General features: G+C 66.4%; 23 protein-coding genes. 8 read left to right on the top strand and 15 right to left on the bottom strand.

Annotation, left to right across the window (positions count from 1 at the left end; all coding sequences use genetic code 11):
• Positions 1–2 precede the first annotated feature (2 nt).
• Positions 3–1,223: a cytochrome P450 gene (locus ABQF13_RS10015; RefSeq protein WP_448392555.1), complete on the top strand. Its 1,221-nt coding sequence runs from the start codon at positions 3–5 to the stop codon at positions 1,221–1,223.
• Positions 1,224–1,231: 8 nt separating this feature from the next.
• Here ABQF13_RS10015 and ABQF13_RS10010 read toward each other — a convergent pair whose 3' ends face one another.
• The 9 genes from ABQF13_RS10010 to ABQF13_RS09970 form a co-directional block, all read right to left on the bottom strand.
• Positions 1,232–1,795 carry a hypothetical protein gene (locus ABQF13_RS10010; RefSeq protein WP_448392554.1) on the bottom strand — a complete coding sequence of 188 codons (564 nt, stop codon included), beginning with the start codon at positions 1,793–1,795 and terminating at the stop codon, positions 1,232–1,234.
• A gap of 93 nt (positions 1,796–1,888) precedes the next feature.
• Entirely contained in the window at positions 1,889–2,491 is a 603-nt protein-coding gene (locus ABQF13_RS10005; RefSeq protein WP_448392692.1) for a TetR/AcrR family transcriptional regulator, read from the bottom strand.
• A gap of 29 nt (positions 2,492–2,520) precedes the next feature.
• A complete protein-coding gene (locus ABQF13_RS10000; RefSeq protein ID WP_448392553.1) occupies positions 2,521–3,687 on the bottom strand; it encodes a lipid-transfer protein in 1,167 nt (388 codons plus the stop codon).
• Positions 3,684–4,136 carry a MaoC family dehydratase gene (locus tag ABQF13_RS09995; RefSeq protein ID WP_448392552.1) on the bottom strand — a complete coding sequence of 151 codons (453 nt, stop codon included), beginning with the start codon at positions 4,134–4,136 and terminating at the stop codon, positions 3,684–3,686. Before ABQF13_RS09995 ends, ABQF13_RS10000 begins: the two co-directional genes overlap by 4 nt.
• The gene (locus ABQF13_RS09990; RefSeq protein WP_448392551.1) at positions 4,133–5,266 is read right to left on the bottom strand and encodes an acyl-CoA dehydrogenase family protein; all 1,134 of its coding nucleotides are present in this window, start codon (positions 5,264–5,266) and stop codon (positions 4,133–4,135) included. Before ABQF13_RS09990 ends, ABQF13_RS09995 begins: the two co-directional genes overlap by 4 nt.
• 16 nt (positions 5,267–5,282) lie before the next feature.
• Positions 5,283–5,696, bottom strand: a complete 414-nt coding sequence (locus ABQF13_RS09985) for a Zn-ribbon domain-containing OB-fold protein (protein ID WP_448392550.1) — start codon at positions 5,694–5,696, stop codon at positions 5,283–5,285.
• Positions 5,697–6,251, bottom strand: a complete 555-nt coding sequence (locus ABQF13_RS09980; RefSeq protein WP_416584755.1) for an FAS1-like dehydratase domain-containing protein — start codon at positions 6,249–6,251, stop codon at positions 5,697–5,699.
• A 14-nt stretch (positions 6,252–6,265) separates the two neighbouring features.
• A complete protein-coding gene (locus ABQF13_RS09975; protein WP_064891142.1) occupies positions 6,266–7,447 on the bottom strand; it encodes an acyl-CoA dehydrogenase family protein in 1,182 nt (393 codons plus the stop codon).
• Positions 7,447–8,619, bottom strand: coding sequence for a cytochrome P450 (locus tag ABQF13_RS09970; RefSeq protein WP_046750559.1), 1,173 nt, complete (start codon positions 8,617–8,619; stop codon positions 7,447–7,449). Before ABQF13_RS09970 ends, ABQF13_RS09975 begins: the two co-directional genes overlap by 1 nt.
• A 278-nt stretch (positions 8,620–8,897) precedes the next feature.
• Here ABQF13_RS09970 and ABQF13_RS09965 point away from each other — a divergent pair, with 278 nt between their 5' ends.
• Positions 8,898–10,355 (top strand): aldehyde dehydrogenase family protein, encoded by a 1,458-nt coding sequence (locus tag ABQF13_RS09965; protein ID WP_448392549.1) that lies wholly within the window; start codon positions 8,898–8,900, stop codon positions 10,353–10,355.
• Positions 10,352–12,745 carry a CaiB/BaiF CoA transferase family protein gene (locus ABQF13_RS09960; RefSeq protein ID WP_448392548.1) on the top strand — a complete coding sequence of 798 codons (2,394 nt, stop codon included), beginning with the start codon at positions 10,352–10,354 and terminating at the stop codon, positions 12,743–12,745. The genes ABQF13_RS09965 and ABQF13_RS09960 overlap by 4 nt, the downstream gene beginning before the upstream one ends.
• Before the next feature lie 98 nt (positions 12,746–12,843).
• On the opposite strand, the gene ABQF13_RS09955 is transcribed toward ABQF13_RS09960, so the two are convergent.
• From ABQF13_RS09955 to ABQF13_RS09945, 3 genes are all read right to left on the bottom strand, one after another.
• Positions 12,844–13,317 (bottom strand): MaoC family dehydratase, encoded by a 474-nt coding sequence (locus ABQF13_RS09955; RefSeq protein WP_448392547.1) that lies wholly within the window; start codon positions 13,315–13,317, stop codon positions 12,844–12,846.
• The gene (locus tag ABQF13_RS09950) at positions 13,314–14,510 is read right to left on the bottom strand and encodes an amidohydrolase family protein (protein ID WP_064919319.1); all 1,197 of its coding nucleotides are present in this window, start codon (positions 14,508–14,510) and stop codon (positions 13,314–13,316) included. Before ABQF13_RS09950 ends, ABQF13_RS09955 begins: the two co-directional genes overlap by 4 nt.
• Before the next feature lie 91 nt (positions 14,511–14,601).
• A complete protein-coding gene (locus ABQF13_RS09945; RefSeq protein WP_448392546.1) occupies positions 14,602–15,237 on the bottom strand; it encodes a cysteine hydrolase family protein in 636 nt (211 codons plus the stop codon).
• Between the two features lie 49 nt (positions 15,238–15,286).
• Here ABQF13_RS09945 and ABQF13_RS09940 point away from each other — a divergent pair, with 49 nt between their 5' ends.
• Positions 15,287–15,724 carry a nuclear transport factor 2 family protein gene (locus tag ABQF13_RS09940; RefSeq protein WP_448392545.1) on the top strand — a complete coding sequence of 146 codons (438 nt, stop codon included), beginning with the start codon at positions 15,287–15,289 and terminating at the stop codon, positions 15,722–15,724.
• Here the strand turns inward: ABQF13_RS09940 and ABQF13_RS09935 are convergent.
• Both ABQF13_RS09935 and ABQF13_RS09930 read right to left on the bottom strand, forming a co-directional pair.
• On the bottom strand, positions 15,714–16,616 hold the full coding sequence (locus ABQF13_RS09935) for a TIGR03619 family F420-dependent LLM class oxidoreductase (protein ID WP_448392544.1): 903 nt from the start codon (positions 16,614–16,616) through the stop codon (positions 15,714–15,716). The two genes, ABQF13_RS09940 and ABQF13_RS09935, sit on opposite strands and share 11 nt — an antisense overlap.
• Before the next feature lie 27 nt (positions 16,617–16,643).
• Positions 16,644–17,762 carry an acyl-CoA dehydrogenase family protein gene (locus tag ABQF13_RS09930; protein ID WP_448392543.1) on the bottom strand — a complete coding sequence of 373 codons (1,119 nt, stop codon included), beginning with the start codon at positions 17,760–17,762 and terminating at the stop codon, positions 16,644–16,646.
• A 207-nt stretch (positions 17,763–17,969) separates the two neighbouring features.
• Here ABQF13_RS09930 and ABQF13_RS09925 point away from each other — a divergent pair, with 207 nt between their 5' ends.
• Genes ABQF13_RS09925 through ABQF13_RS09910 form a run of 4 tightly spaced genes read left to right on the top strand, consistent with a single transcriptional unit; the run spans position 17,970 to position 22,887 of the window.
• Entirely contained in the window at positions 17,970–19,163 is a 1,194-nt protein-coding gene (locus tag ABQF13_RS09925; protein WP_064891136.1) for an amidohydrolase family protein, read from the top strand.
• 6 nt (positions 19,164–19,169) lie between these two features.
• A complete protein-coding gene (locus ABQF13_RS09920; RefSeq protein ID WP_064891134.1) occupies positions 19,170–20,153 on the top strand; it encodes an acyl-CoA dehydrogenase family protein in 984 nt (327 codons plus the stop codon).
• Positions 20,150–21,346 carry an acyl-CoA dehydrogenase family protein gene (locus ABQF13_RS09915; protein WP_448392542.1) on the top strand — a complete coding sequence of 399 codons (1,197 nt, stop codon included), beginning with the start codon at positions 20,150–20,152 and terminating at the stop codon, positions 21,344–21,346. Before ABQF13_RS09920 ends, ABQF13_RS09915 begins: the two co-directional genes overlap by 4 nt.
• The gene (locus ABQF13_RS09910) at positions 21,346–22,887 is read left to right on the top strand and encodes a class I adenylate-forming enzyme family protein (protein ID WP_448392541.1); all 1,542 of its coding nucleotides are present in this window, start codon (positions 21,346–21,348) and stop codon (positions 22,885–22,887) included. Before ABQF13_RS09915 ends, ABQF13_RS09910 begins: the two co-directional genes overlap by 1 nt.
• Here ABQF13_RS09910 and ABQF13_RS09905 read toward each other — a convergent pair.
• Positions 22,850–23,740, bottom strand: a complete 891-nt coding sequence (locus ABQF13_RS09905) for an IclR family transcriptional regulator (protein WP_448392540.1) — start codon at positions 23,738–23,740, stop codon at positions 22,850–22,852. The genes ABQF13_RS09910 and ABQF13_RS09905 overlap by 38 nt on opposite strands.
• Positions 23,741–23,789 lie beyond the last annotated feature (49 nt).

Genomic DNA, 23,789 nt, shown 5'->3' with positions numbered 1-23,789 from the left:
CGATGTCATCGGAAATAGGCAACGCATCCGTCGAATTCGACCCGTTCTCACGGGACTTCTTCGACGGCGCGTATGACACCTACCGGCGTCTGCGAGACGAGGCCCCCGTTTACTACAACGCGAAGTGGGACTTCTGGGCGCTGACGCGCTACGAGGACGTAACCCCCGCGACGAAGGATCACGAGACCTTCTCGTCGGCCAAGGGCGCGACGCTGGACATGGTCAAGGCGCACGACGACGCGATTCCGGTGCCGAAGGTGATCATCTCGATGGACCCGCCGGAGCACCAGAAGATGCGCCGGCTGGTGAGCAACGTCTTCACCCCGCGTGCGATCGCGGCGCTGGAAGACATGGTGCGCGACAAGGTCTACGAGCGCATCGAAGCGCTCAACCCGAAGAGTTTCGACGTCGTCGCGGACTTCTCCGCGCTGTTCCCGAACGAGGTCATCACGACCATGCTCGGAGTGCCCAAGGAGGATCGCGACCAGATCCGGCGCTGGCTGGACCTTCTGCTCGAGCGTCGCCCCGGTGAAATCGCGGTCCCCAGAGAGGGATACGAAGCCTCGATGAACACCGGCCTTTACTACTACGACCTCGTGCAGCAGCGCAGGGCAGCGCCCCGGGATGACATGATCAGCCGTCTCATCGAGACCGAGATCGAACGGGACGGTGTGGTGGAAAAGCTCACCGACGTCGACATCACGGGCTTTGCGACGATGCTCGGCGGCGCGGGCGCCGAGACGGTGACGAAGCTGATCGGTAATGCGATGGTCGCGTTCGCCGACTTCCCCGACCAGTGGCGAAACCTCCGCGACGACCGCAGCAAGATCCCGGCCGCGATCGAGGAACTACTCAGGTACGAGGCGCCGTCGCAGTATCAGGTGCGGACCGCGACGCGAGACGTCACCTACTACGGCACCACCATCCCCAAAGATGCGGCCGTGTTGCTCGTCACGGGCTCGGCGCTTCGCGACGAGCGGATGTTCGACGATCCCGACCGGTTGGACATCGATCGGGACCGCAAGATGGGCTTCAATCTCGCGTTTGGCTATGGCGTGCACAGTTGCCTGGGAGCCGCCTTGGCGCGGATGGAAAGCCGTATCGCACTCAACGCGCTGCTCGACCTCATTCCAGAGTACGAGGTCGACCGCGACGGTCTGCGCCGCGTGGCGATGTCGAACGTCTGCGGCTACGCGAACGTCCCGGTGCGCAGCACATCCTGAGGCAGATGTCAGCTCGGCAGGCCCGACGCAGCCTGCGCGAGGGGATGGAATCCACCGTGGAATGCTTCGACGGGTGCCGCCGCCAGCGTGCCCACCGCCTTCATCGCGTGGTACTTGAACGCCCGCGCAGCTGAGCTGAGGCGATGTTCGATGTCGGATGCCGAAGCCGGTGCAGAGGACCAACTTCCGCCCCACGCGGCCACATCGGCACCATGCCGCCGGACGGCATCGGTGATGAAGCGGCGCACGCCTCGATGCCGCTCGTGCATCGCTGCAGCGAAGACGACCGCGGCGGGCCATTCCTGCCCGAAATCTAAACTCTGCGGCAGGATGTGGCCGTGGGCGCCGAGGATCTGCAGCGCTCGCGCATCGGATACGGCTGCCAGATAGATCTCGACGCGCCATCCGGCTCGCAGCGTGTCGGCGACGAGTCCACCCGCCGCCGTCACCAGATCCGCGGTGTCAGGCGCCAGCACCACCAATTTGTAGGGCGCGGCGTGGGTCCGGGCCCGGTCCCTCCGGCTCCGGATCTGCCGCGAGGTCTGCGCCGCCGATGCCGCAGTGAGTTTCACCGGGACCCTCCCGATAATCACAGTATCAAATTATGAGAATACGCATTTTCGTCGGGTTGCGCGAGCCACCGGAGCAGGGTCGAGGCCACACCGCTACCGTCGCCGCGGGCCGCCGTCGACGAATCCGTTCACCACATAGGCCCGTACGAAGTCGGCCACGGCGTCGTCGTCGCGCATGTCGATGGTTGGAGACGGAGTGGTGAACAGCGAGAACAACATCCGGGCAAACCACTCGGTCGCCGAGGGCACGTCCAAATCGGCCCGGACTTCTCCGGTGAGCCTGGCCGCCGCCACATAGGGCGCCAGGAACTCGGCGCAGTCCTTGAGCAGGGTGGCCGCGTTCTTCGTCATCATGAGGTTGACCTCCTCCGGATCGAAGTACGCCTCTGGTTCGACGACCCGACGCGCCTGGGTGACGAAGACCGCGGCGCGCACCAACCGGCCTTCCAGCGTGCTGCCGCCGTGGCGGTCGATGGCCTTGGCCATGTTGCGGTAGAACCGCTGCGACGCCGCCTCCGCGCACGCTTCGACGATCGTCTCCTTGTCCCGGAAGTACTCGTAGAACGTGCTGCGCGACACCCCGGCCGCCCGGGCGATGTCGACGATGGTCGTCTTGGCCAGCCCACGTGTACGGAAGCAGGCGAATGCCGCCGAGATGATGGCATCCCGGGTGTCGACCGCCACCGATTGAGTCATGTCAGACGCCACCGCACGACATTAACGGCTCAGTGGTCGGGAGCCAGGATGAGGCCGCTGGTCGGAACACCTGTCCCCGACGTGACGAGCACATGCTCGACGTCGTCGACCTGGTTGTAGGACGTGCCGCGGATCTGGCGGACGCCTTCGGTAATGCCGTTCATCCCGTGGATGTAGGCCTCGCCGAGCAGACCGCCGTTGGTGTTAATCGGCATCCGGCCGCCCAGCGAGAGCTCGTCGACCGACACGAAGTCCTTGGCTTCGCCTCGGCCGCAGAATCCGAGTTCCTCGAGCTGGGTGAACACGAACGGGGTGAAATGGTCGTAGAGAAATGCGGTCGAGATGTCGTCCGGTTTCAATCCGGAGTTGCGCCACAGCTTGTCGCCGACCACCCCCATCTCGGGTAGACCGGTGATGTCGTCGCGGTAATAACTGGTCATCACCTCGCCGTCGTATGCCGCGCCCTGGGCCGCCGCGGTGATCACGGCAGGCGGCTTGGCGAGATCGCGAGCGCGTTCGACGCTGGTGACCACCATCGCCACCCCACCGTCGCTCTCCTGGCAGCAGTCGAGCAGCCGCAGCACCGGTTCGATGATCCAGCGGGACTCCTGGTGCTGTTCGAGGGTGATCGGCTTCTGGTAGAACCAGGCATCGGGGTTGTTGGCCGCGTGCTTGCGGTCGATGACCGAAATCTTGCCGAAGTCGGCGTTGGTGACCCCGTAGGTGGTCATGTAACGCTGGGCGTGCAGGGCGACCCAGGCCGCGGGCGTCATGAATCCGAACGGGGCATACGGCGCCATCCACAGCGGGGTCACGCCGGGTTGGCGGCCGGCGCCGCCGAACCGGAACCCGGAGCGCTCGTTGAACGCCCGGTAGCAGACGACCGCTTCGGCGGCACCCGTGGCGACCGCCATGGCGGCCTGCATCACGGTGCCTGCGGCGGCCCCGCCGCCGTGCGGAACGCGGGTGAAGAACGTGAGGTTCTCGATGCCGACGTTGCGGGCGACCTCGATCTCCTCGTTCTCGTCGACGGTGAAGGTCACCATGCCGTCGATGTCCTTCGGGCTCAGCCCAGCGTCCTCGATCGCGGCTTTGACTGCCTCGCAAGCGAGTTGCATCTCGGTCCGGCCCGACTCCTTGGAGAACTCGGTCTGCCCGATGCCGACGAGCGCGGCCTTACCGCCGATGCCCGTCACGCGTCGACTCCGTCGAGCAAGCTGAGCACCGCGGTGCCGGTGACGTGATCGCCGAGGCTGTTGGTGCCCTTGAAGGCGACCTCGACGAAGCCTTCGCCGTTGGCCGACGACTTGCCGGTCACGCTGCCCTCGAACCGCAGCGGGTCGTTCGGATAGGCGGGCACCCCGAGCCGGATGGACAGCTTCTTGACCATCGCCTCGGGTCCCGCCCAGTCGTGCAGAAACCTCACGCACAGCCCGTTCGTCGTGAGGATGTTGAGGAAAATGTCCTTGGACCCTTGGGAGTTGGCGAAGTCGCGGTCGTGGTGCACCGGCATGTAGTCCCGGGAAGCGATGGCGCCGGCCACGATCAGCGTGGTGGTGACGGGTATTTCCATCGGTGTCACATCGTCGCCGACGTTGATGTCCTTCCACGCCAGCGTGGTGGTGCGGTTCAATGTGGAGGTCATCGGGTCAGTCCTTCCGCGTACGTTCTGCCAAGCCGGGCCAACTGCTGGGAAGCGGATCCAAGCGTGAGTTCAATCTGCTTGGCCCACAGGAAGTATCGAGACAAGGGATAGGTCACGTCGATGCCCATGCCGCCGTGCACCTGCTGAGCCGACGCGGCGACGCGCGCCCCGGCTTCGGCGGCCCAGAACTTGGCGATCGCCGCTTCCCGCTCGGCGGGGCGTCCTTTGGCGATCAACCATGTCGCGTGCCAGGTGGTCCACCGGATCGCCTCGGTGTCGATGAATGCGTCGGCCAGACGTTGTTGGACGGCCTGGAACGATCCGATGGGACGCCCGAACTGTTCGCGCTCGCTGGTGTAGGAGGCGGCCAGTTTCAGCGCCCGCTCGGTCACGCCGATCTGCATCGCGCACAGACCGACCAGGGCTCTGGTGACCTGCGCTTTGACAATGCCGGTGCCGATGTCGCCTTCGGCGTTTTCGCTGAGGCGCCGCCCGACGGCGTCCGTTAGCTCGACGTCGGCGAACGGTTCGCCGTTGGTCGTCGTCGCAGGCGTCACCTGCACCCCGTCACCGGTCTCGACGACGAACAACCCCGGCCCGTCCTCGGTCCCGGCCGAGACGACGATCGCCGTGGCGAGTTGCGCGGCCGGCACCAACTCTTTGGTGCCGGTCAGCCGCCAGACGTCACCGTCGGACCGTGCGGTGGTGCGCGGTGCGGTCGGATCGGAGTTTCCCGGTTCGGCCAGGGCGGAGGTCAACAGGATGCTGCCGTCGACCACCCCGGGTAGATAGCGTTGTTGTAGATCGGAATCACCGTGCCGGGCAATCGCTTCCGCGCCGAGGGCGAGCGTCGCGTACACCGGAACCGGCGCGACGCTGTACCCGACCTCGCTGAGCAGCACGCCCAGCTCCAGGAACCCGCCGCCGGTGCCGCCGACGGACTCGGGCAGCGCGATCCCCAGCAGGTCGGCCGCCGCCAGCTCGGACCACAGCGCGGCGTCGTAGCGGACGTGGCCCGATTCGAGGCCCGCCTCGAGCTCGGTCAGATGCTCTGGTGTGGCACGGTGCTCCAACAGCTGTCGGGCCACCTTGGCGACGGTCTCCTGCTCATCGGTGAAGGTGAAATCCATTGACTGTTCCCTTCACTCAGCGGGCCGGCCGGAACTGATGCAACACCAGCTCGTCCCCGCTCGGCAGGGCCTCGAAGGTCTCATAGAAGACCTCCACGGCCATTCCGACCTCGATCGCCTCCGGTTCGATGTCGCAGAGGTTCGACACGATGCGCACCCCCTCGTCGAGCTCGATGAGCGCGACGACATAGGGGTATTCGAGGAACGGCAGCGGCGGGTATTTCGGCATCACGAAGCTGTAGACCGTGCCGCGCCCGCTGGACACCACGTAGTCCCAATTCAGCGACTGGCAGCCGCCGCACATCGGCCGGGGCGGTACCCGCAACGTCTTGCAGTCCGTACAGCGCTGGATACGTAGCTCGTGCTCTTTGAGTCCCGACCAGAAGAATTCCGTGTCCGGGCTGATCGAGGGAGCGAGTCTGCTGGCCATTCAGTTTCCCGTCTTGAATCGCAGGGTCCGGAACCATTGGCGCCCGATGACCTCGCCGTCCTGATCGCGGTAGGTGGTGACCCACGTGACGAAGAAGCCGTTGCCCATGGCCGTCTTCTTCTCATCCGAGATCGATTCGAAGACGGTCTCGGAGGTGATCTGGTCGCCGACGCGGGGATACCGCTCGATCTCGAACTCGGAGTTGGTCGCGATGATGCCGGTGTAGCCCGCATCGGAGAGGAACTGCAGGGGATTCTCGCCCTTCATCTCGATCGGCACGCCACCGCGCTCGTGAATGCCCTCCAGCTTCGGCGGAGGCATCGTCCAGCTCTGCAACATTACCGGCGGTGAGACGATCCCGCCGTAGCGCGAGTTCTCGGCGAACTCGGGATCGAGGTAGGCCGGGTTCATGTCGCCGATGGCGTACGCCCAGTGCCGGATCATCGCCGTGTTCACGGGATCCGGCGCGTGCACGGGCTTGCCCACGCCGTCGGTGGGCATGCCGATGAGTGCGTCGAGGCGTTCACGCAGGTCGTCTTTGGCTGTGTCGGTCACTGCTGGGATTCCTTTCAGGACGCTCGCATGTCACGGGGTGCCCGTGGCATCCCGAGGCCGGCCATGGCGATGATGTCGCGTTGCAGTTCGTTCGCACCGCCCCCGAAGGTGTTGATGACGGCCAGCCGGTAGGCGCTCTCGAGCTCACCCCTCAGCGGCGCGTCGGAGCCCTTGCGTGTACCGGCCTGCCCGACCACGTCGAGCAGCTCGCGGGCCACCTGCTGGGTGAGTTCGGTGCCGAAAACCTTTGCCGCCGAGGCTTCTCCCATGCCGAGCGCGCCGGAGCTCATGTTGGTGTTGACCCGCAGATTGAGCAGTCGGTAGGCGGCGACCTGCGCCTCGACGCGGGCGAGCGCCTGCTGGACCCATGGCTGGTCGATCACGCGTCCGTCGTCCAGCGGTGTGGTCCTCGCCCATTCCAGGGTCTTGGCGAACAGCGGCTCGAGCGCGCCGAGATTGCCCAGCGCGGCGCGTTCGAGGTTCAGCTGGTTGGTCACCAGCTTCCAGCCTTGGTTCTCGCCGAGCACGATGGCGCTCTCGGGTACCCGCACGTCGTCGTAGAACGTGTAGTAGGTCGACACACCGGGCATGGTGTGCAGCGGCTTCCAGGAGAATCCCGGCGAGTCGGTTGGCACGATGAACACCGTGATGCCCTTGTGTTTCTTGGCTTCTGGGTCGGTGCGTGCCGCCAACCAGATGTAGTCGGCGAATTCCGCGCCGCTGGTGAACATCTTGGAGCCGTTGATGACGAACTCATCACCGTCGCGGACCGCAGTGGTGCGCAACGACGCCAGGTCGCTGCCCGCGCCGGGTTCGGAGTAGCCGATCGCGAAGTCGACGGTGCCCTGAAGGATCGCGGGCAGGAACTTCTGCTTCTGCTCCTCGGTGCCGTATTGGATCAGGGTGGGGCCGACGGTGTTGAGCGTGATCATCGGCAACGGTGCGTGCACCTGGCGCGCCTCTTCGTTGAAGATGTACTGCTCCAGCGCGGTCAGCCCGCGGCCGCCGTACTCCACCGGCCACGCGACGCCCAGCAGGCCGGCTTCGCCCAGCGCCCGCCTGCACTCCCGCACCGCGTCGCCGCCTTCCATCCGGCCTGCGACCGCTGCGCGCCGCTCCGGGGTCATCACGGCCGCCAGCCGCTCCCGGAACTCTTCTCGGAGTCGCTCCTGTTCGGGTGTGTAGTCGAAATCCATCAGCGGCTCGCCCCCAAGCGCACCGGCATGCGTTTGACGCCCGGCACCATCGTCGCGCGCAGCCGGGTCACGTCGCCGGTCAGCTCGATGCTCGGGTAGGCACCGAGGAGGACCTCGAACATGATCCGGGCCTCCAGTCGCGCCAGCTGAGCACCGAGGCAGGCATGTTCACCGGCGCCGAAGGCGATGTGCGGGTTGGGGTTCCGGGTGATGTCGAACTCTTCACTGGTGGGGCCGAAGATCTCCTCGTCCCGGTTGGCCGAGCCGTACAACATCACCACCGTGTCACCGGCCCTGATCCTCTGTCCGCGGATCTCGACGTCTTCGGTGGCCCTGCGCGCCATGTGCGTCACCGGGCTGGTGAATCGCAACATCTCCTCGACCGCGCACGTCAGCAGCGACGGATCCGAACGAAGCAGCGCGAACTGGTCGGGATGCTGCAGCAGCGCCACGGTGCCCAGCGCGATGAGGTTGCGGGTGGTCTCGTTACCCGCCACCAGAAGCAGGAACGAGAAGTTGAGCAGATCGGCGTCGCTGAGGCGCTCCCCGTCGACCTCGGCGGCGGCCAGGATGCTCAACAAATCGTCCTGCCCGGAGACCTTGCCGGAGCGCCGGGCGTCGATCAGCTCGGTGAAGTACGCGTAGAGCTCGCCGAGTGCGACGAGGTGATCCATCTCGATGTCGGGGTCCGCGGTGCCGACGGCCGCGTCCGACCAGGTGCGAAACTTCTCCCAGTCCTCGGGCGGGGCGCCGAGCATCTCGGCGATCATCCTGGTGGGCAGGGGTGCGGCGATCTCCTCGGCGAACTCGTACTCCCGGGAGGGGTCGATGCCGCCGACGATGCCGTTGACGATGTTGCGGATCTTGGGTTCCAGCAACGACACCTGGCGGCGGGTGAACCCGGCGTTGATGAGCTTGCGCAGCTGCCGGTGCCGGGGCGGGTCCGTGAAGATCAGGTTGCCTTCCTGGACGGGTTCGGGCTGGCTGGGATCCGGGATGGTGATGCCGCGTGTCGACGAGAACAGCAGGGGATGACCGGAAACGAACCGCACGTCCTCGTACTTGGTCAACGCCCAGAAGTCGGTGACGTCGTTCCACACCACCGGCGTGCTGTTGCGCAGTTCGCGATAAGCCGGATACGGGTCGCCCGCGTAGAAGTCCGGGGAGTGCAGCGGGTGGGCGGAGGTGGGTCGGGACGTGGATTCTGTGGGCACCGCGGGCTCTCCTCGACGAATCGGACATCGGACACATTGCGCTGCAATGTCCGGCGATTCTGTGTCTACTCTACGGGCGACGTGGCTGTCAATCGACATTCCGCCAGGAAATAAGCGTGTTCGTTGACGAGCCACCATGAAGCGGTGTACACACATGTCACTGATGTCGGACAGCGTGTGCCTGACTGGGACGGTGGTCACCATCAGGCGGAGAACCGGGAAGGTCCAGTGATCTGATGGCCGCGTCCAGCCTTGTCGACAGCTATGATTTGTTCATCGACGGCGGTTGGGTGGCGCCGGACAGCGGCCGGTACGAGGTGACCGATCCGGCCACCGAAACGGTCATCGCGACCGCGCCTGACGCCGGCACCGCACAGGTCGAACAGGCCATCGCCGCCGCGCGGACCGCTTTCGACAGCGGCCCGTGGGCATCGGCGGCGCCGGAGGAACGGGCGCGCTGTTTGCAGCAGTTGAGCGATGCGCTGCTCGCCCGAGGTGATGAGATCTACGCGCTGGCCCAGGCCGAGTGGGGATGCACAGCAAACGAACGACTGATCCACGTCGACGGGCCCGCCTTCATGGTCGGCCACGCCGCCGAACTGGCGCTCGAGCCGGCTGAAGCGCCCATGGACGCATGGGGTGCGGCGGGCACGACGCTGTTGCGGTACGAGCCCCTTGGCGTCGTCGCGGCCATGACACCCTGGAACTTCCCGCACACCCTGAACGTGATGAAGCTGGGCGCAGCGCTGGCCGCGGGCAACACCCTCGTCCTCAAGCCTTCGCCTCTCACGCCGCTGGCCGGCCTGGCGCTTGCGCGAATCATCCTGGAGGACACCGACATTCCCCCCGGCGTCGTGAACGTCGTCACCCCGACCGGGCTTGACGCCAGCAGGATGCTGACCCTCGACCCACGCGTGGACATGGTGAGCTTCACCGGTAGCTCGTCGGTCGGTCGCGACGTGATGGCCGGCGCGGCGACAACGATGAAGCGGATCCTGCTGGAATGCGGTGGCAAGTCGGCCTGCGTGCTGCTCGACGATGTGGAGATCACCGACGAGCTGCTCGAGCGGCTGTTGTTCGAGGGCTGCACACTGCACGCGGGGCAGGCGTGCATCCTCAACAGCCGGCTGGTGGTGCCCGACGCGCTGCACGACGAGGTCGTCGACCGGCTCGCCGAGCTCGCGCGCGCGGTGACGGTCGGCAACCCCACCGACGACGGGGTGACGATGGGACCGCTGATCAGCAGGCAGCATCTGGAGCGCGTCGAGGGTTTCGTCCGGCGCGCCGAATCGGACGGCTCGAAGGTGGTGACCGGCGGTGTGCGGCACGAAAACCCCTCGGGTGGTTTCTATTTCGAGCCGACAATCCTGACCGACACCAGCGCCGACTCCTACATCGCGCAGGAGGAGGTCTTCGGTCCGGTGTTGACGGTGCTGCGCTACCGTGGCGACGACGAGGCCGTGGCCATCGCCAACGACTCCGCCTACGGGCTCGGCGGTGCGGTGTGGGGTACCGATGTCGATCGGGCGCTGGGGGTCGCGCGGCGCATCAGGACCGGGCAGGTGTCGATCAACGGCACCATTCCCGGTGACGCGCCCTTCGGCGGCTTCAAACAGAGCGGCATCGGCCGTGAGGGCGGGGTGATGGGCTTGCGGGCCTACATGGAACCCAAGGCAATCGGGGTTCCGGCGTGAGGGAAGCCCTGGCCGGACTGCGGGTCGTCGAGCTGGGCAGCGAGATCGCGGCGCCGTACTGCACGAAGCTTCTCAACGACCTCGGTGCCGAGGTGTGCAAGATCGAGTCGCCGCAGGGCGATCCGCTGCGCAGATGGGGTCCGTTCCACGACGGCGCACCGCGGCACGGCGGGCTGTTCGAGTACTTGAACGCTGGAAAACACGGACTGACAGTCGATCTCGGGACATCAGCCGGTCTGGCGCGAGCTCACGAGCTGATTGCGCAGGCCGACCTGCTGGTCGAGGATCTGCCCGCCGGCTCGGCCGACCGGTTCGAGTGGGGACTCGACCGTGAGTCCCTGCAACAGCTCAACCCTGACCTCGTGGTCGTCAGGGTCTCCGACTACGGTCAAGACGGCCCGCGGCGATCGCAACCGTCGACACCGCTGACGCTGCAGGCTGCGTCGGGATGGGTCAACACCCGCGAGTTCGGCCGGGCGCCGGTACAAGCCGGCGCGCGCATACCCGAGTACATCGTCGGGGGCTATGCGGCACTCGCGGCGCTGACCGCGCTGCGTATCTCCAACACGGAGCAGGGCCGGGTGGTGGAAGCCGACGTCTCGGCTTTCGAGTCGCTGTTGAGCACACTGCCGTATCCGATGTTGCTTGCTGAGCGGCTGAAAAGCATGGGGCTGCCGACGAACTCGAAGGCCGCGCCGATGCTCGGCATCGTGCGGGCAGCCGACGGCTGGATCGGGATCAACTGCCTGACCGGGCAGCACTGGCTGGACGTGTGCGCGATGATGGGGCTGCCGGAGTTCGGCGAACATCAACTCGCCATCATGCTGGGCGGTCCGGAGCGTGACGAGTTCTTCGCGAAGGCACAGCCCTGGCTGGATTCGATGCCGGTCGCCGAACTGGTGGAATTGAGCCAGGCCATGCGAATTCCGGCCGCTCCGATCAACGACGGATCCTCGATCCTGGACTGCCCGCAATACCGCGAGCGCGACTTCTTCGTCGAGGCGGGCCCCGATGGTGCGCGCTTCCAACGTCCAGGCGCGCCCTTCCGGCTGTCGAAAACTCCGGTACCCGCGCCGGGGCCGGTCATCGGCACTGCCGACACCGTGCGGTGGGAGGCCCGCGGACAGCGCGACGCGGGGCACCAAGGCGAGAGGGCTGCCGATGCGGCGCGTCCGTTCGCCGGGCTGAAAGTGTTCGACCTCAGCACCTTCTGGGCGGGGGCGTATCTGACGTGCTACCTCGGCGCGTTCGGCGCCGACGTGATCAAGGTCGAGTCGATCCAGCGTCCCGACGGGCATCGCTACTCGGGCTCTCTGCTGCGCAGCAGCGACGACTGGTACGAGATCGGGCCGTTATGGCAGGGCACCAACCTGAACAAGCGCGACGTCACTCTCGACCTCGGCAGCGACACCGGCCGAGAGTTGGCGTTGCGCCTGGCGGCCGAGGCTGACGTGGTGATCGAGAACTTCTCGCCCCGGGTGGTCGAACAGTTCGGGTTGGACTACGACTCGCTGGTGAAGATCAACCCCGGGGTGATCATGGTCCGCATGCCCGGCTTCGGCCTGGAGGGCCCGTGGCGCGATTACGTCGGCTGGGCCCTGAACATCGAACAGCTGGCGGGGATGTCGGCGGTCACCGGATATGCCGACGGTCCGCCGTGCAATCTGCAGGGACCGGCCGATCCCATCGCGGGCGTGCATGCGACGGTGGCGTTGCTCGCCGCACTCGAGCACCGGCGCCGGACCGGTGAGGGGCAGCTGATCGAAGTGGCTCAGATCGAGGTCGGCGCCGCGGTCACCGCCGAACCGGTCATCGAGTATTCGATGACCAAACGGGTGCGGGAACGTGAGGGCAATCGGCACCGCGACTATGCGCAAGGTGTCTACCGTGCGCAATGGGAAGACGATTGGGTCGCGGTTTCGGTGCGGGATGACACCGATTGGGCCGCGGTCACCGAGGTCATCGGTCGCCCCGAGCTGCGCGACGACCCCAGGTTCGTCTCGACGGATGCCCGGTTGGCGCATCACGACGAGCTCGACGAGGTGATCGCCGAATGCGCCGCGACGCGGTCGGCCGAGGATTTCGCCGAAGCGCTGCTTCAGCGGGGTGTGCCCGCACAGCGACTGATGACCGGCGATCGGATGTACGACGTCGATCAACTCGACGCGCGGGGATTCTACGAGGATCTCGACCATCGCATCGCCGGGCGACAGCGCTTCCCGGGCTGGCCGTTTCGGATCACTCCTGGGCCGTCACGCCATCACCGTTCGCCGTCGCCGACGCTGGGTCAGCACAATGACGAGGTGCTCGGCGAGCTGGGCCTGACGCCGGCAGAGATTGCGGCCCTGCGTGAGCGGCAGGTCATCGGCGAACGGCTGCTGAACGCCTGACGTCCCCCGTGGGGAGCAGACGCGAAAACCCCTAAAAGTGCGCCACTTTGGGGGTCTTGGCGTCTGCTCGCGGGGAGGGTGCTCGGTCGGGAACGCGCCTACTCGACCATCGCCGCGATGGTGTCGACCACGCATGCCGGCCGCTCGGAGCCCTCCACCTCCACGGTGACCCGCACCGTGGCCCTGGCGCCGTTGTCGGTGCGGTCCACCTTGATCAGCTCGGCACCCGCGCGGATGCGTGAGTCGACCGGCACGGGCGCCGGGAACCGCAGCTTGTCCACGCCGTAGTTCACCTGCATGGACAAGCCGGTCACCTTGTAGATCTGTTGGACGAGAATGGGCACCAACGACAGTGTGAGATAGCCGTGGGCAATCGTCTTGCCGTAGGGCCCTTTCGCCGCCTTCTCAGCGTCGACGTGGATCCACTGGTGGTCACCGGTCGCCTCGGCGAACAGGTCGATCTCCTTCTGGGTGACCTTGCGCCATTCGCTGTACCCCAGGTGCTCGCCGACGTGCGCTTCGAAGCCGGCGATGCCGTCGTACTCCGTCGGCGAAGCGGTTGTCTGGGTCATGCCGGAACCCGTTGGAGCCCCAGTTGCTCGATGGCGTTGCCGCCCATGATCTTCGCCTTGACCATCTCCGGCAACCCCTCCAGCCGGTCGACGAAGCTCAGCGGGTCGCCGATACCTTCTGGATGGGGGAAGTCGGAGCCGAACATCACGTGATCCTCACCCATGATGTCGACGATCCCCTTCACGTCGTCCTCGAGGAACGGGTGGATGTAGACGTTGCGCTTGAAGACGTCGACGGGGTGCTCGTCGAACTCTTTCGGCATCGTCCGGTACGCCTTGTCGAGCAGACGCAAAAGGTTGCGCACCCAACCGCTGCCGTTCTCCACGACGAGTACCTTGAGGTCCGGGAAGCGGGACAGGGCGCCGTGGCAGATCAGCGCCGCCAGGGTGTCCTCCATGGCCCGGAACCCCATCACCACCTCGCGCAGTGCGCTGGGCTTGAAGGACAGGTACTCGTCACCGCCCTCCCATTCCATGAGGTGCTTCTGGTAGCCGCTGTCGGCGGCGTGAAAGGTCACCGGCACGCCCGCCTTGACCACTTCTTCCCAGAAGGGGTCGAACTCGGGGAGCCCCATGGATCGCGAGCCGCCGAACCGGCTCGGCACCGGTGCGGGTCGCACCAGGAAGGTCTTCATACCGCGCTCGAGACACCAGTGGAACTCCTTGATCGCCTCGTCGACCAGTGGGAGGCAGATCACCGGGGTGGCGAAGATGCGGTCCTGGTAGTTGAAGGTCCAGTGTTCATGCATCCACTCGTTGAGGGCATGGATGATCGCGTGGGTCAGGACGACGTCGTCGGTGGTGCGCTCCTCGATGAGGCTGGCGAGGGTCGGGTACATCACGCACTGGTCGATTCCCAGTTCGTCCATGAGTTCCAGTCGAGGTGCCGGTGACTGGTAGGCAGGAATGACGTCCATGGGCTCACCGATGAACTCGCGAAAGTTCAAACCCTCGGGATTGTTTCCCAGGAAGTAGTCCTCTGCGCTGCCCGGCCGTGCCACACGTTCGAATGTCGGGTTGGGGATCATGTGGCTGATGCGGTCCTTGACGACGAGCTTGGGCCGTCCGTTGACCTCGACGTAGCCGACCTTGCCCTTGTGTTCCCTCGGCAGGTACTTGGTGAGGGCGTCCGTCGTCTCGTACATGTGGTTGTCGATGTCGAAGACCGGGTACGGCAGGGACCGGGTAGACATGTGGCCGACCTCCTAAGAGCAGCGAATATGACCATTTACGCCTATTGAGAATGACGTTATCACCAAAGCTCGGGCTACATCCAGAGCGGGGTTAGGTGGCGGCGAGTTCCTTCCACGCCTGCACCACCGCGTCGGTCGTGGTCACCGTCGCGAGCAGGGCCAACGTGTTGTCGATGACCGACTCCGCATACTCGCGGGGATATCCGCTCACCGCATCCCGGGGTAGCACGAATTGGTAACTACGGTTGACGGCATCCATGGCGAAGTTGGTGATCGCGACGTTGACCGAAACACCCACTCCCACAATCGTCTTGATGTTCATGTTGCGGAGCACAGAGTCGAGGTCCGTCCCGGTCATCGGACCGACACCGTGCAGGCGGGTCAGCACGATGTCGCTTGGGTCTTCGCCGAGCTCCGGTAACAGGGAGGCGCCGGGGCTTCCCGGCGTCAAGTCGGCGGGAAAAGACTTACCCGCCATGAACAGCCTGGCGTTGGTGTTCGAACCGCGGTTGTCGGGGCGCTTCTGGATCAGGCAGTGCACCACTGTCACCCCTGCCGCGCGGGCCGCATCGAGCAGTCGTGCGATGTTCGGGATCGCCTCGCGGCGTGCCTCTTCTGCGAGCATCGGTAGACCGGCTTGCGGGCCGATCACCCCGCCCTGGCATTCCTGGGTGACCAGTGCGGTGGTCGCTGGATTGATCAGGTCGAGCAGGCTTGGTTGCGGCATGAGAACACACGTTATCGTGGATCGGCAATTTATGTTTACAGGAGTGCAGATGCAGCGCTGGGAGCTGGAAGTACGGGAGTCTGTTCGTCAGACGCTGTCCGACTACACCGCGGCCACCGATTGCTTCGACCTTCGTTCGCTGGCGCAGTGTTTCGCACCCGACGGTGTCCTCGAGTTCAGCGGCGGTGCCGGACCGCTGACGGGGCCCGCGGCCATCGAAGCGGGTCTCGGTGCGGCGATGGCACAGGAGCCGAGTGCGGCCAAGCGAGGTCCTTCGCACGTCCGCCATCACGTTTCGAGCATTCGCTTCGGCGCGGTCGCGCGGGACCGTGTCGAGGTCAGCAGCTACTTCGCGGTGCACACCGACGTCGGGCTCGACCACTGGGGCCGCTATCGTGATGTCCTGATACCGGTCGACGGGCGGTGGTTGTTCGCACACCGGCGAATCGGTGTCGACGGCTTTGCCGCCGACAGCCTCATGCGGTGATGAACTCCTCGGCGAACGCGTGTGCGCGTTCGAGGACTTCGGCGCGGTCGGCGCCCTGGGGGGCGATGGTCAGCCAGGTCACGCCCATCGCCTCGAGTTTCGCGATGGTGGCGTGCCGTTCGTCTGCGGACTTGCCCTCGTCGAGCATGGTGCCGGCCGAAAAGCAGATGTCCAGCGGCTCGGTGCGACCGATCTCGGCTGCGTACTTCTTGGCCCAGCCGATCGCCGCCTCCAGTTCCTCGAGCGTGGAGATTTCGGCAGTGCGCGACGCCGTCGCGTAGCCGAAGGTGTTGAACGGTGCCCAGCCTTGGGCACGTGTCACCGCGCGCCGCACGGCGGGTTTGCTGTTGCCGCCCACCCAGATCGGTGGAGGAGCCACAGGAACCGGTTGCAGCCGGACTCCGCGCGCGTTGAACGACGTGCCTTCGTAGGCGGTGTCCTCACCGGTCATCACCTTGGCCAGCACGTCGAGCGCTTCGTCGAGCAATGCCCCGCGGTTGTCGAAATCGACTCCCAACGCCTTGAATTCGGGCTTGAGATAGCCGGCTGCCGTGCCGAGGATGAGCCTGCCCCCGGACAGCACGGCAAGGCTGTGGATCGACTTCGCGCCCAGGAAGGGGTTGCGGTAGGCGGCGATGTAGATGTTGGTCAGCAGTTTCACGTCGGTGGTCGCCGCGGCCGCGAACGACAGCGCGACGAACGGGTCCAGTGCGTGGTGGCCGCCGTGGTCGAGCCACTTCGCATCCGGGGCAGGGTGGTCGGTGACGTGCACCGCGGCGTACCCGTTGGCCTCGGCGACGCGGGCGATCTCCGCAATCGCCTCGGCGGTGACGAACTCAGAGGCGGCCTCCACCCGGTGGGTGGGCAGTTCAAGAGAGTACGAAACGGTCACGGTCGTCCTTCCGGCTAGTGGCTTGATCTAGTGGCTTGATGTGGTGACGAGGGTCGCCAGGCGTTGGGCGTGGTAGTCGGGGCTGCCGAAGATCAACTGGGTGGCTTTCGCGCGACGGACGTAGAGGTGTGCGTCGTGCTCCCAGGTGAACCCGATGCCACCGTGGATGCGCATGTTGTCCAGTGCCACCTGGAGAAACGCCTCCGAGCAGGCCATCTTGGCCACCGAGGCCGCCACGGCCCGCTGTTCACCGTCGGGGACCTCGGCGGCGTGCTGCAGAGCGGACCGGGCGCCCTCCACCAGTACGAGCATGTCCGCGCAACGGTGCTTGACGGCCTGAAAGCTGCCGATGGCGCGTCCGAACTGGATCCGTTCCTTGGCGTAGCGCACGGCCATGTCGAGGCAGCGTTGCGCCGCACCCACCTGTTCGGCGGCGAGCGCGACGATCGCAAGGTGGTATGCCTGCTCGAGGCCGGCGGCCGCGGCGCCGTCGGCGCCGATGAGCCGGGCGGGGACGCCGTCGAAGCTCACCTTGGCCACCTTGCGCGTACGGTCGAGCGTTGCCAGTGGTTCGCGGGTAAGCCCGTCGGCGTCCGCGCTGACCGCGACCAGAGAGATGCCCGCGTCCGTATTCGCCGCGGCCAGAATGATATTCGCCGTGTGCCCGTCGATGACCCGATCCGCGTCTCCGTAGAGCCGGTGGCCGGTGCCGTCGCTGCGCGCCGTCAACGTCACCGCGTCGGGATCCCAGGCATCGAGAGTTCCGTTGAGAACGACGGTGGCGGTTTTCGAACCGTCGACGAGCGAGGGTAGGTACTCGCTCATCGCGATCGCGTCTCCGCTGCCGAGCAGCGTCGGGATCGCCAAGGCGACCGTGGCGAAGAACGGCGCGCACAGCAGCGCCGCGCCCATCTCCTCGAAGACGACCGCCAGCTCCCGCATGCCCGCCGCGGCGCCCCCGAACTCCTCGGGTACTGCGATCGCGGCCAGGCCGAGGTCGGCGGTGAGCTCGCGCCAGACCCGCTCGTCGTAGCCCGTCGGCGAATCCATCACAGCCCGCACGGCACTGCTCGACGATCGGGCGGCAAGAAAATCGCGGACCGCCTCGCGGAGGTCGCCGAGATCGACCCCGTCAGCTGTGGACACGCCGACCGCTTACGTCAGCTGTGGCCAATTTTGTTGGTGCAGCCATGTTTTCCTTCCGCACCGACACAACGGTGACCACCTTCGAGGTGACCGTTTCGACAGCGATCGCATCGATTGGAGACATCCCGGGGATAGGCATTACCGATCGAGGATAGTATCTTTTCCTGAAAGAGAGAATAAGCATTCTCGCAACTAAGGAGCGGCGCGGTGACCACCCTCAACTACGGCATCATTGACTGCGATACGCACTGCTACGAGACGCGGGACGCGTTCACCCGGTATCTGCCCGAAGAGTTCAAGGACCGCGCGATCACGACCGTGCGGGGCGCCGACGGGGTGGAGGCGATTCTCGCAGGTCGCCGGGTGGCAACGTTCAACAGCGAAGGCGGCCTCGGGCTGGACGTGGCGTACCGCCCGGGTTCGCTCAAGGAGATGCTGCGCCAGATGGGTTCGGGCAACCCGGAGGAGTCCTACGAACCGCAGCCCATGCAACCCGAGTACATCGAACGTTCGGCCCGGCTGGCGGTGATGGCCAAGCAGAACGTCGAGCGGATGGTGATCTATCCCAGCGGGATGGCGCTGGCCGCCGAACACTACGTCGACGACACCGCTGCGCTGTACGCCAACCTGCGGTCGTTCAACCGCTGGATCGACGAGGAGTGGGGCTTCAACTTCGAGGACCGCATCTACGCGACCGCGCTGCTGTCGCTGCGCGACCTCGATTCCGCGGTCGCCGAGACGGAGGCGATCATCGCGGCGGGTGCGAAGTTCGTGATGCTGCCGACCGGCCCCGCCTATGGGAGGTCGCCGGGCGACCCGTACTTCGACCCGGTGTACGCGCGGCTGCAGGAGGCCGGCTGCGTGCTGGTGTACCACATCATGCCGTTCTGGTACTTCACCGCGATCTCACCCGCATGGGGACACAACCCCGACCCGGCGTCCTGGCACATGTCGGCGTGGCAGTGGATGAACATCTACGGCCAGCGGCCGATCGAGGACACGCTCTCGGCGCTGATCTTCGACAACCTGTTCGGCCGCTTCCCGAAGCTCAACGCGCTGGTCGCCGAGCACGGCGCCGAGTGGGTGCCGTACTTCGTCAAGCACATGGACAAGAGCAGGGGGATGGGCCGCAACGGCCCGTGGATCGGCGGCAAGCTCACCGAGCGGCCGTCGGCGATCTTCCGCAGGCACGTCCGCGTGGTGCCGTACCCGGAGGACGACATCCCCGGCATCGTCAACAGCCTCGGCTACGACGACGTGCTGGTGATGGGGTCGGATTTCCCGCACGCCGAAGGGCTGGCCGAACCGGCGGACTTCGTCAAGCTGCTCGATCCGCTTGATGGTGCGGCGAAGCGGCGCATCATGCGCGGCAATGCCGAAGAGCTGTTGCTGCGGAGCTGACCGGCGGTGGGCACTGAGGGAGATGCCGCCCTCGACGATGCAGTCGACATCGAACTGGTTCGTGGTGCGGCGCGAGGCTTCCTGACCGCATGCGACGCGCAGGATTCGCTCAAAGACCTTGCGGCGATGGACTGGACGGGTCTGCTGGTCGAGGAGGATCTCGGCGGCAGCGGGTGGCGGCCGGTCGAGGCGACGGTGATCGCCGAGGAACTCGGACGCGCCGGCAACTCGACGCACTGGCTCGGTTGCGTCACGGCCGCGGCGGCGTTGAGTTCGGCACCGGTCGACGTCCGTGACCGATGGTTGCCCCCGATGCTCGACGGAACCGGTACGGCGGCGTGTGCCCTGTTCGGGGATGTCGGCCGTGTGGCGCGTGCGGATGTGGTCGACGTCATCGTCACGTTCGACGACAACGGGATTCGGCTGTTCGAGGCGGCGGGCACCCTGCCGCGCGAGCTCGACGACGAGCTGCTGGACGTCAACCGTCCGGTATGGCGGGTGGAGCTCGCCGGCGCGGAGAGCGTGCAGATCGGTGGACCCGAGCGTGCGCAGCAGCTCCTCGCGTTGGCCAGGGTCCTGCTCAGCGCGGACTCGCTGGGCGCGCTGTCGGCGGCGTTCGAGCGGCTGGTCGCCTACCTCAAGGATCGGATCGCGTTCGGTGCGCGGATCGCGAGTTTCCAGGCGGTGCAACACCGTCTGGTGGAGTTGCTGGTCTTCGAGGCCAAGGCGCGCGCGGTGCTCACCAAGGCGGCCCGCGCGCTGGCGTCCGACGTCCCGACTGGGGGGGTGGGGCTGTCCGCCGTGGCGCACGCGTTCGTCGCGGCCCACGCCACCGCCGCCGTCGACGAGTGCATGCAACTCTCGGGCGGCATCGGGTTCACCTGGGAGTACCCGCTGCATCATGAACTGCGGCGGGTGTTCACCAACGGATATCTGCTCGGCACGGCGCGGTCCAGTCGCGCGCTGTTCGCGGCGGGGGCCGGGTGGTGAGCGCCGCGGCGGCGCGGCCGACGGAGGTCCAGCTGGCCGGGTTCCGCGACCGCGTCCAAGCGCACATCGCCGAGCACGCGCCGCCGTTCGAGGCCCGCGAGGGCCATCGCGCGCCCGTGACCGACGAGCAGGAAGCGCGACTGCGCACCTGGTTCGCGTCGTTGTTCGATGCCGGTTTCGTCGGCGGGGACTGGCCGGTCGAGCACGGCGGACGCGCTGACCACCACCCGCTGCACGACCGGATCGTCTCCGAGGAGATTCTGCGGGCCCGCGCGCCACGGCCCGTCGACCAGGTCAACCTGGCGGCGCACGTGCTGCTGCATTTCGGCTCCGATGAGCAGAAATCCGCACTGCTGCCGCGGATCCGGAGCAGCGAGCATGTGTGGTGCCAATTGCTCAGCGAGCCCGATGCGGGCAGCGACATCGCCGCCGTGCGCTGCAAGGGCACCCGGCAGCCCGACGGATCGTGGGTGATCGACGGGCAGAAGACGTGGATCACCGACGGGCACTGGGCCGACATGGGTTTGGCGCTGGTGCGCACCGATCCGTCGTCCTCGCGTCACCACGGGCTGTCGGCGTTCGTCGTGCCGTTGACCGCACCGGGCATCGAGATCCGTCCGATCCGCACGATCAACGAGGCGATCGAGGTCAACGAGGTCTTCTTCGACGGCGTGCCAATCCCTGCCGACAGCCTGATCGGCGAGCCCGGCCAGGGCTGGTCGATCATCATGGCGGGCCTGGATTTCGAACGCTTCGGCATCGGCGGCAATGTCATCCTGCTCGAGCTGCTGATCGACGACCTGGTCATGGTGGCGCGGCACGGCCGCATCGACGGCGTGCCAGCGCTGCAGCACGAAGACATCCGGCATCAGGTCGCCGAGTTGGCCGTCGAGGTCGAGGTGGCCAAGGCCTTCATCGACGACCATGTCGAGCGGATGGTGGCCGGTGCCGAGCAGACGGGCGATGGTTCGATCGCCAAGCTCAGTTTCGCCGAGACGTACCACCGGGTTTCGGCCTACGGCGCGCAGCTGTCGGCAATGGTGTGCACGGTCGCGGATCCGGATGTGGCGCAGGCCAAACAGCGTCTGAAAGAGTGCTGGCTGTGGTCTCGTGCATACACAGTGTCCGGCGGCAGCTCTGAGATGATGCGCAACATTCTGGCCAAGCGGCGACTGCTTCTGCCCACGCGCTGATGGCGCAAACCTACTGGGGACTGGTCGAAGCCGGGGCGCGGAGGCATCCCGACCGCGTCGTGCTCGTCGACGACTACGGTCGCAGCCTGACGATCAGTCAGTTGCGCGACGCGGCGGAGTGCACCGCTGCCGCGCTGTCCGAACGTGGGGTCAGGGCGGGCACCGTGGTGACGTGGCAGTTGCCGACCACGCTGGAGACGATGGTCGTGATGGTGGCGCTGACCCGGCTCGGCGCGGTACAGAATCCTGTATTGCCGATCTGGCGCGAGAGCGAAATCCGTTTCGTGACCGAGCAGCTCGGTACCGAGATGTTCGTCGTTCCCGGGTTGTGGCGCGGATTCGACCACGTCGCGCTCGCCGACGAGCTGGCGCGCGAACGGCCGATGACGATCGTGGTGGTCGACCACGACACGCCGATCGCGGGGGACCTTCGGCTGCCATCGGCGGATCCTGCGCTGCTACCGCCGCCGCCGGCGTCGGGCGAGGAAGCGCGGTGGGTCTACTACTCCTCGGGCACGACCGCGGCGCCGAAAGGCATTCGGCACTGTGATCGCTCGGTGATCGCCGGGTCGGCTGGGGTGGTCGGCATGTTCGGTGCGTCGAGCAGCGACATCAACCCGATCGCGTTTCCGGTCTCACACATCGGCGGTGCCGCGATGTTGGCCGCCAGCCTGCTGACCGGTATGCGCCTGGTGCTGTTCGACGCCTTCGATCCGGTCCACACCCCGCAGGCTGTCGCCGCGCACCGCCCGACGATGCTCGGTTCGGCCACCCCGTTCTTCGTCGCCTACATGGCTGCGCAGCGCGAGCACGGCGCCGAACCACTGTTTCCCGATCTGCGCGGGTGTGTCGGAGGCGGAGCGCCGATCACGCCCGAGCTGGGCCGCCAAGTGCGCGAAATACTTTCGGTGGCCGGGATCGCGAACTCGTGGGGGCTGACCGAGTTCCCCGTGGTGACCTCGCCGCCGCCGGACGGAAAACCGGAGATTCTGGATCACACCGTCGGGCAACCCGTTCCCGGCGTATCCATCCGGGTGGTCGACGACAACGAGCGCGAAGTGAGGGTAGGGGAGGAAGGCGAGCTGCGCCTCAAGGGACCCCAGTGTTTCCTCGGCTACGTCGATGCGTCGCTGGACGCGGATGCGTTCGACGCCGACGGCTGGTTTCGCAGCGGTGACCGGGGCCGCGTCGACGCCGACGGCAACGTCGCGATCACCGGGCGCATCAAGGACGCCATCATCCGCAACGCCGAGAACATCTCCGCGTTGGAGATCGAGGGTGTCCTGGCGAGCCATCCGGCGGTTGCCGACGTCGCGGTCATCGGTGTGCCGGATGCCCGTACCGGCGAACGGGTGTGCGCGGTCGTCGTAGCGCAACCCGGCACCGAGGTGACGTTGGCAGTGCTCGCCGAGCACTGCCAGGCTCAGGGGCTGAGCAAGCACAAGTCACCGGAGCGGCTCGAGCTGGTGGAAGCGCTGCCGCGCAACCTCACCGGAAAGGTACTCAAGAACGAGTTGCGTGCGCGCTTCGCTCCTCGCTGACGCGTGCGATCTCCTGCAGCAGCGGCTCGGCCGCGGTGCGTGTTTCGCGGATAGTCATCCGGCGTAGCGGGTGCACACTCAAGATCAGTTGCACTCGGGAGTTGGAGTCGAGCACGGGAGCCGAGATCGTGGCGACCGAGTGCGCGCCGCGGAGGCTTTCATCGGGCAGCATCTTGGTAGCGATGAACTCGACTCGGAGCTGGTCGACAACCGACCGCAAATTTCCCGGTACGGAGTCATCCGACAGCGTGCCGATGGCGTGCGCCGCCTCCGCGAGTGCCGGAGTCATCCAGTCGACGTCGTAACCACGGCCGCGGGTGTGCGCCAACGCCGCGCGTAGACGCTCGGCCAGAGACGCATCGCCCGCTGCGCCGCGTTGCACCCATGCCTCCTGCTCAGCCACAGAATCCCAAGCGGCACAAGCGATTCCGAAAGGAGGTGCGTACGGGATCCGATCGTTCGGAAGGGCCGCCGGTGGTGGCGAATTCGACGGATTTTCGAACGCGGTGATAACCAGGTCGTCTCCGATGCGCTCGACGACAGAGGCCGCCATGCCGGTCTTCTCGGCGAGACGCCGGATGGCACTGCGTGCGACCGCGGCGGTCGGACGCTCGGCGTCTAGGCGGGACGCGATGAGGGCCAGCGCCGGGCCGAGATTGAACTCTTTGGATACGGGATCGCGGGTGACCCACCCGCGGTTCTGAAGGCTCGTCAGGATGGCATGAGCGGTTCCCTGGGAAAGGTCGAGTCGTCGCACGACGTCGGAGAACCGCATTCCACGAGCGTCAGTGCGGCTGAGGATCTCGATGATGTCGAGCACCCGCTCGGTCGGCGCTGAACCGGCCCCCTGCACCCTTGACTCCTTTTCGGCCGGATTCTACGGTGATTCTGAAATACGAAGA

Source organism: Mycolicibacterium sp. XJ879, from assembly GCF_053483935.1.
Note: the sequence above shows the minus strand (reverse complement) of the source record. Positions and strands in the feature narration are given on the sequence as shown.

Bases quoted from the DNA above. Each gene is read 5' to 3' on its own strand.
- ABQF13_RS10005 (WP_448392692.1), bottom strand. From the start codon at position 2,491: ATGACTCAATCGGTGGCGGTCGACACCCGGGATGCCATCATCTCGGCG.
- ABQF13_RS09995 (WP_448392552.1), bottom strand. From the start codon at position 4,136: ATGACCTCCACATTGAACCGCACCACCACGCTGGCGTGGAAGGACATC.
- ABQF13_RS09950 (WP_064919319.1), bottom strand. From the start codon at position 14,510: ATGTCTACCCGGTCCCTGCCGTACCCGGTCTTCGACATCGACAACCAC.
- ABQF13_RS09955 (WP_448392547.1), bottom strand. From the start codon at position 13,317: ATGACCCAGACAACCGCTTCGCCGACGGAGTACGACGGCATCGCCGGC.
- ABQF13_RS09940 (WP_448392545.1), top strand. From the start codon at position 15,287: ATGCAGCGCTGGGAGCTGGAAGTACGGGAGTCTGTTCGTCAGACGCTG.
- ABQF13_RS09975 (WP_064891142.1), bottom strand. From the start codon at position 7,447: ATGGATTTCGACTACACACCCGAACAGGAGCGACTCCGAGAAGAGTTC.
- ABQF13_RS09965 (WP_448392549.1), top strand. From the start codon at position 8,898: ATGGCCGCGTCCAGCCTTGTCGACAGCTATGATTTGTTCATCGACGGC.
- ABQF13_RS09945 (WP_448392546.1), bottom strand. From the start codon at position 15,237: ATGCCGCAACCAAGCCTGCTCGACCTGATCAATCCAGCGACCACCGCA.
- ABQF13_RS09985 (WP_448392550.1), bottom strand. From the start codon at position 5,696: ATGGCCAGCAGACTCGCTCCCTCGATCAGCCCGGACACGGAATTCTTC.
- ABQF13_RS09990 (WP_448392551.1), bottom strand. From the start codon at position 5,266: ATGGATTTCACCTTCACCGATGAGCAGGAGACCGTCGCCAAGGTGGCC.
- ABQF13_RS09910 (WP_448392541.1), top strand. From the start codon at position 21,346: ATGGCGCAAACCTACTGGGGACTGGTCGAAGCCGGGGCGCGGAGGCAT.
- ABQF13_RS10015 (WP_448392555.1), top strand. From the start codon at position 3: ATGTCATCGGAAATAGGCAACGCATCCGTCGAATTCGACCCGTTCTCA.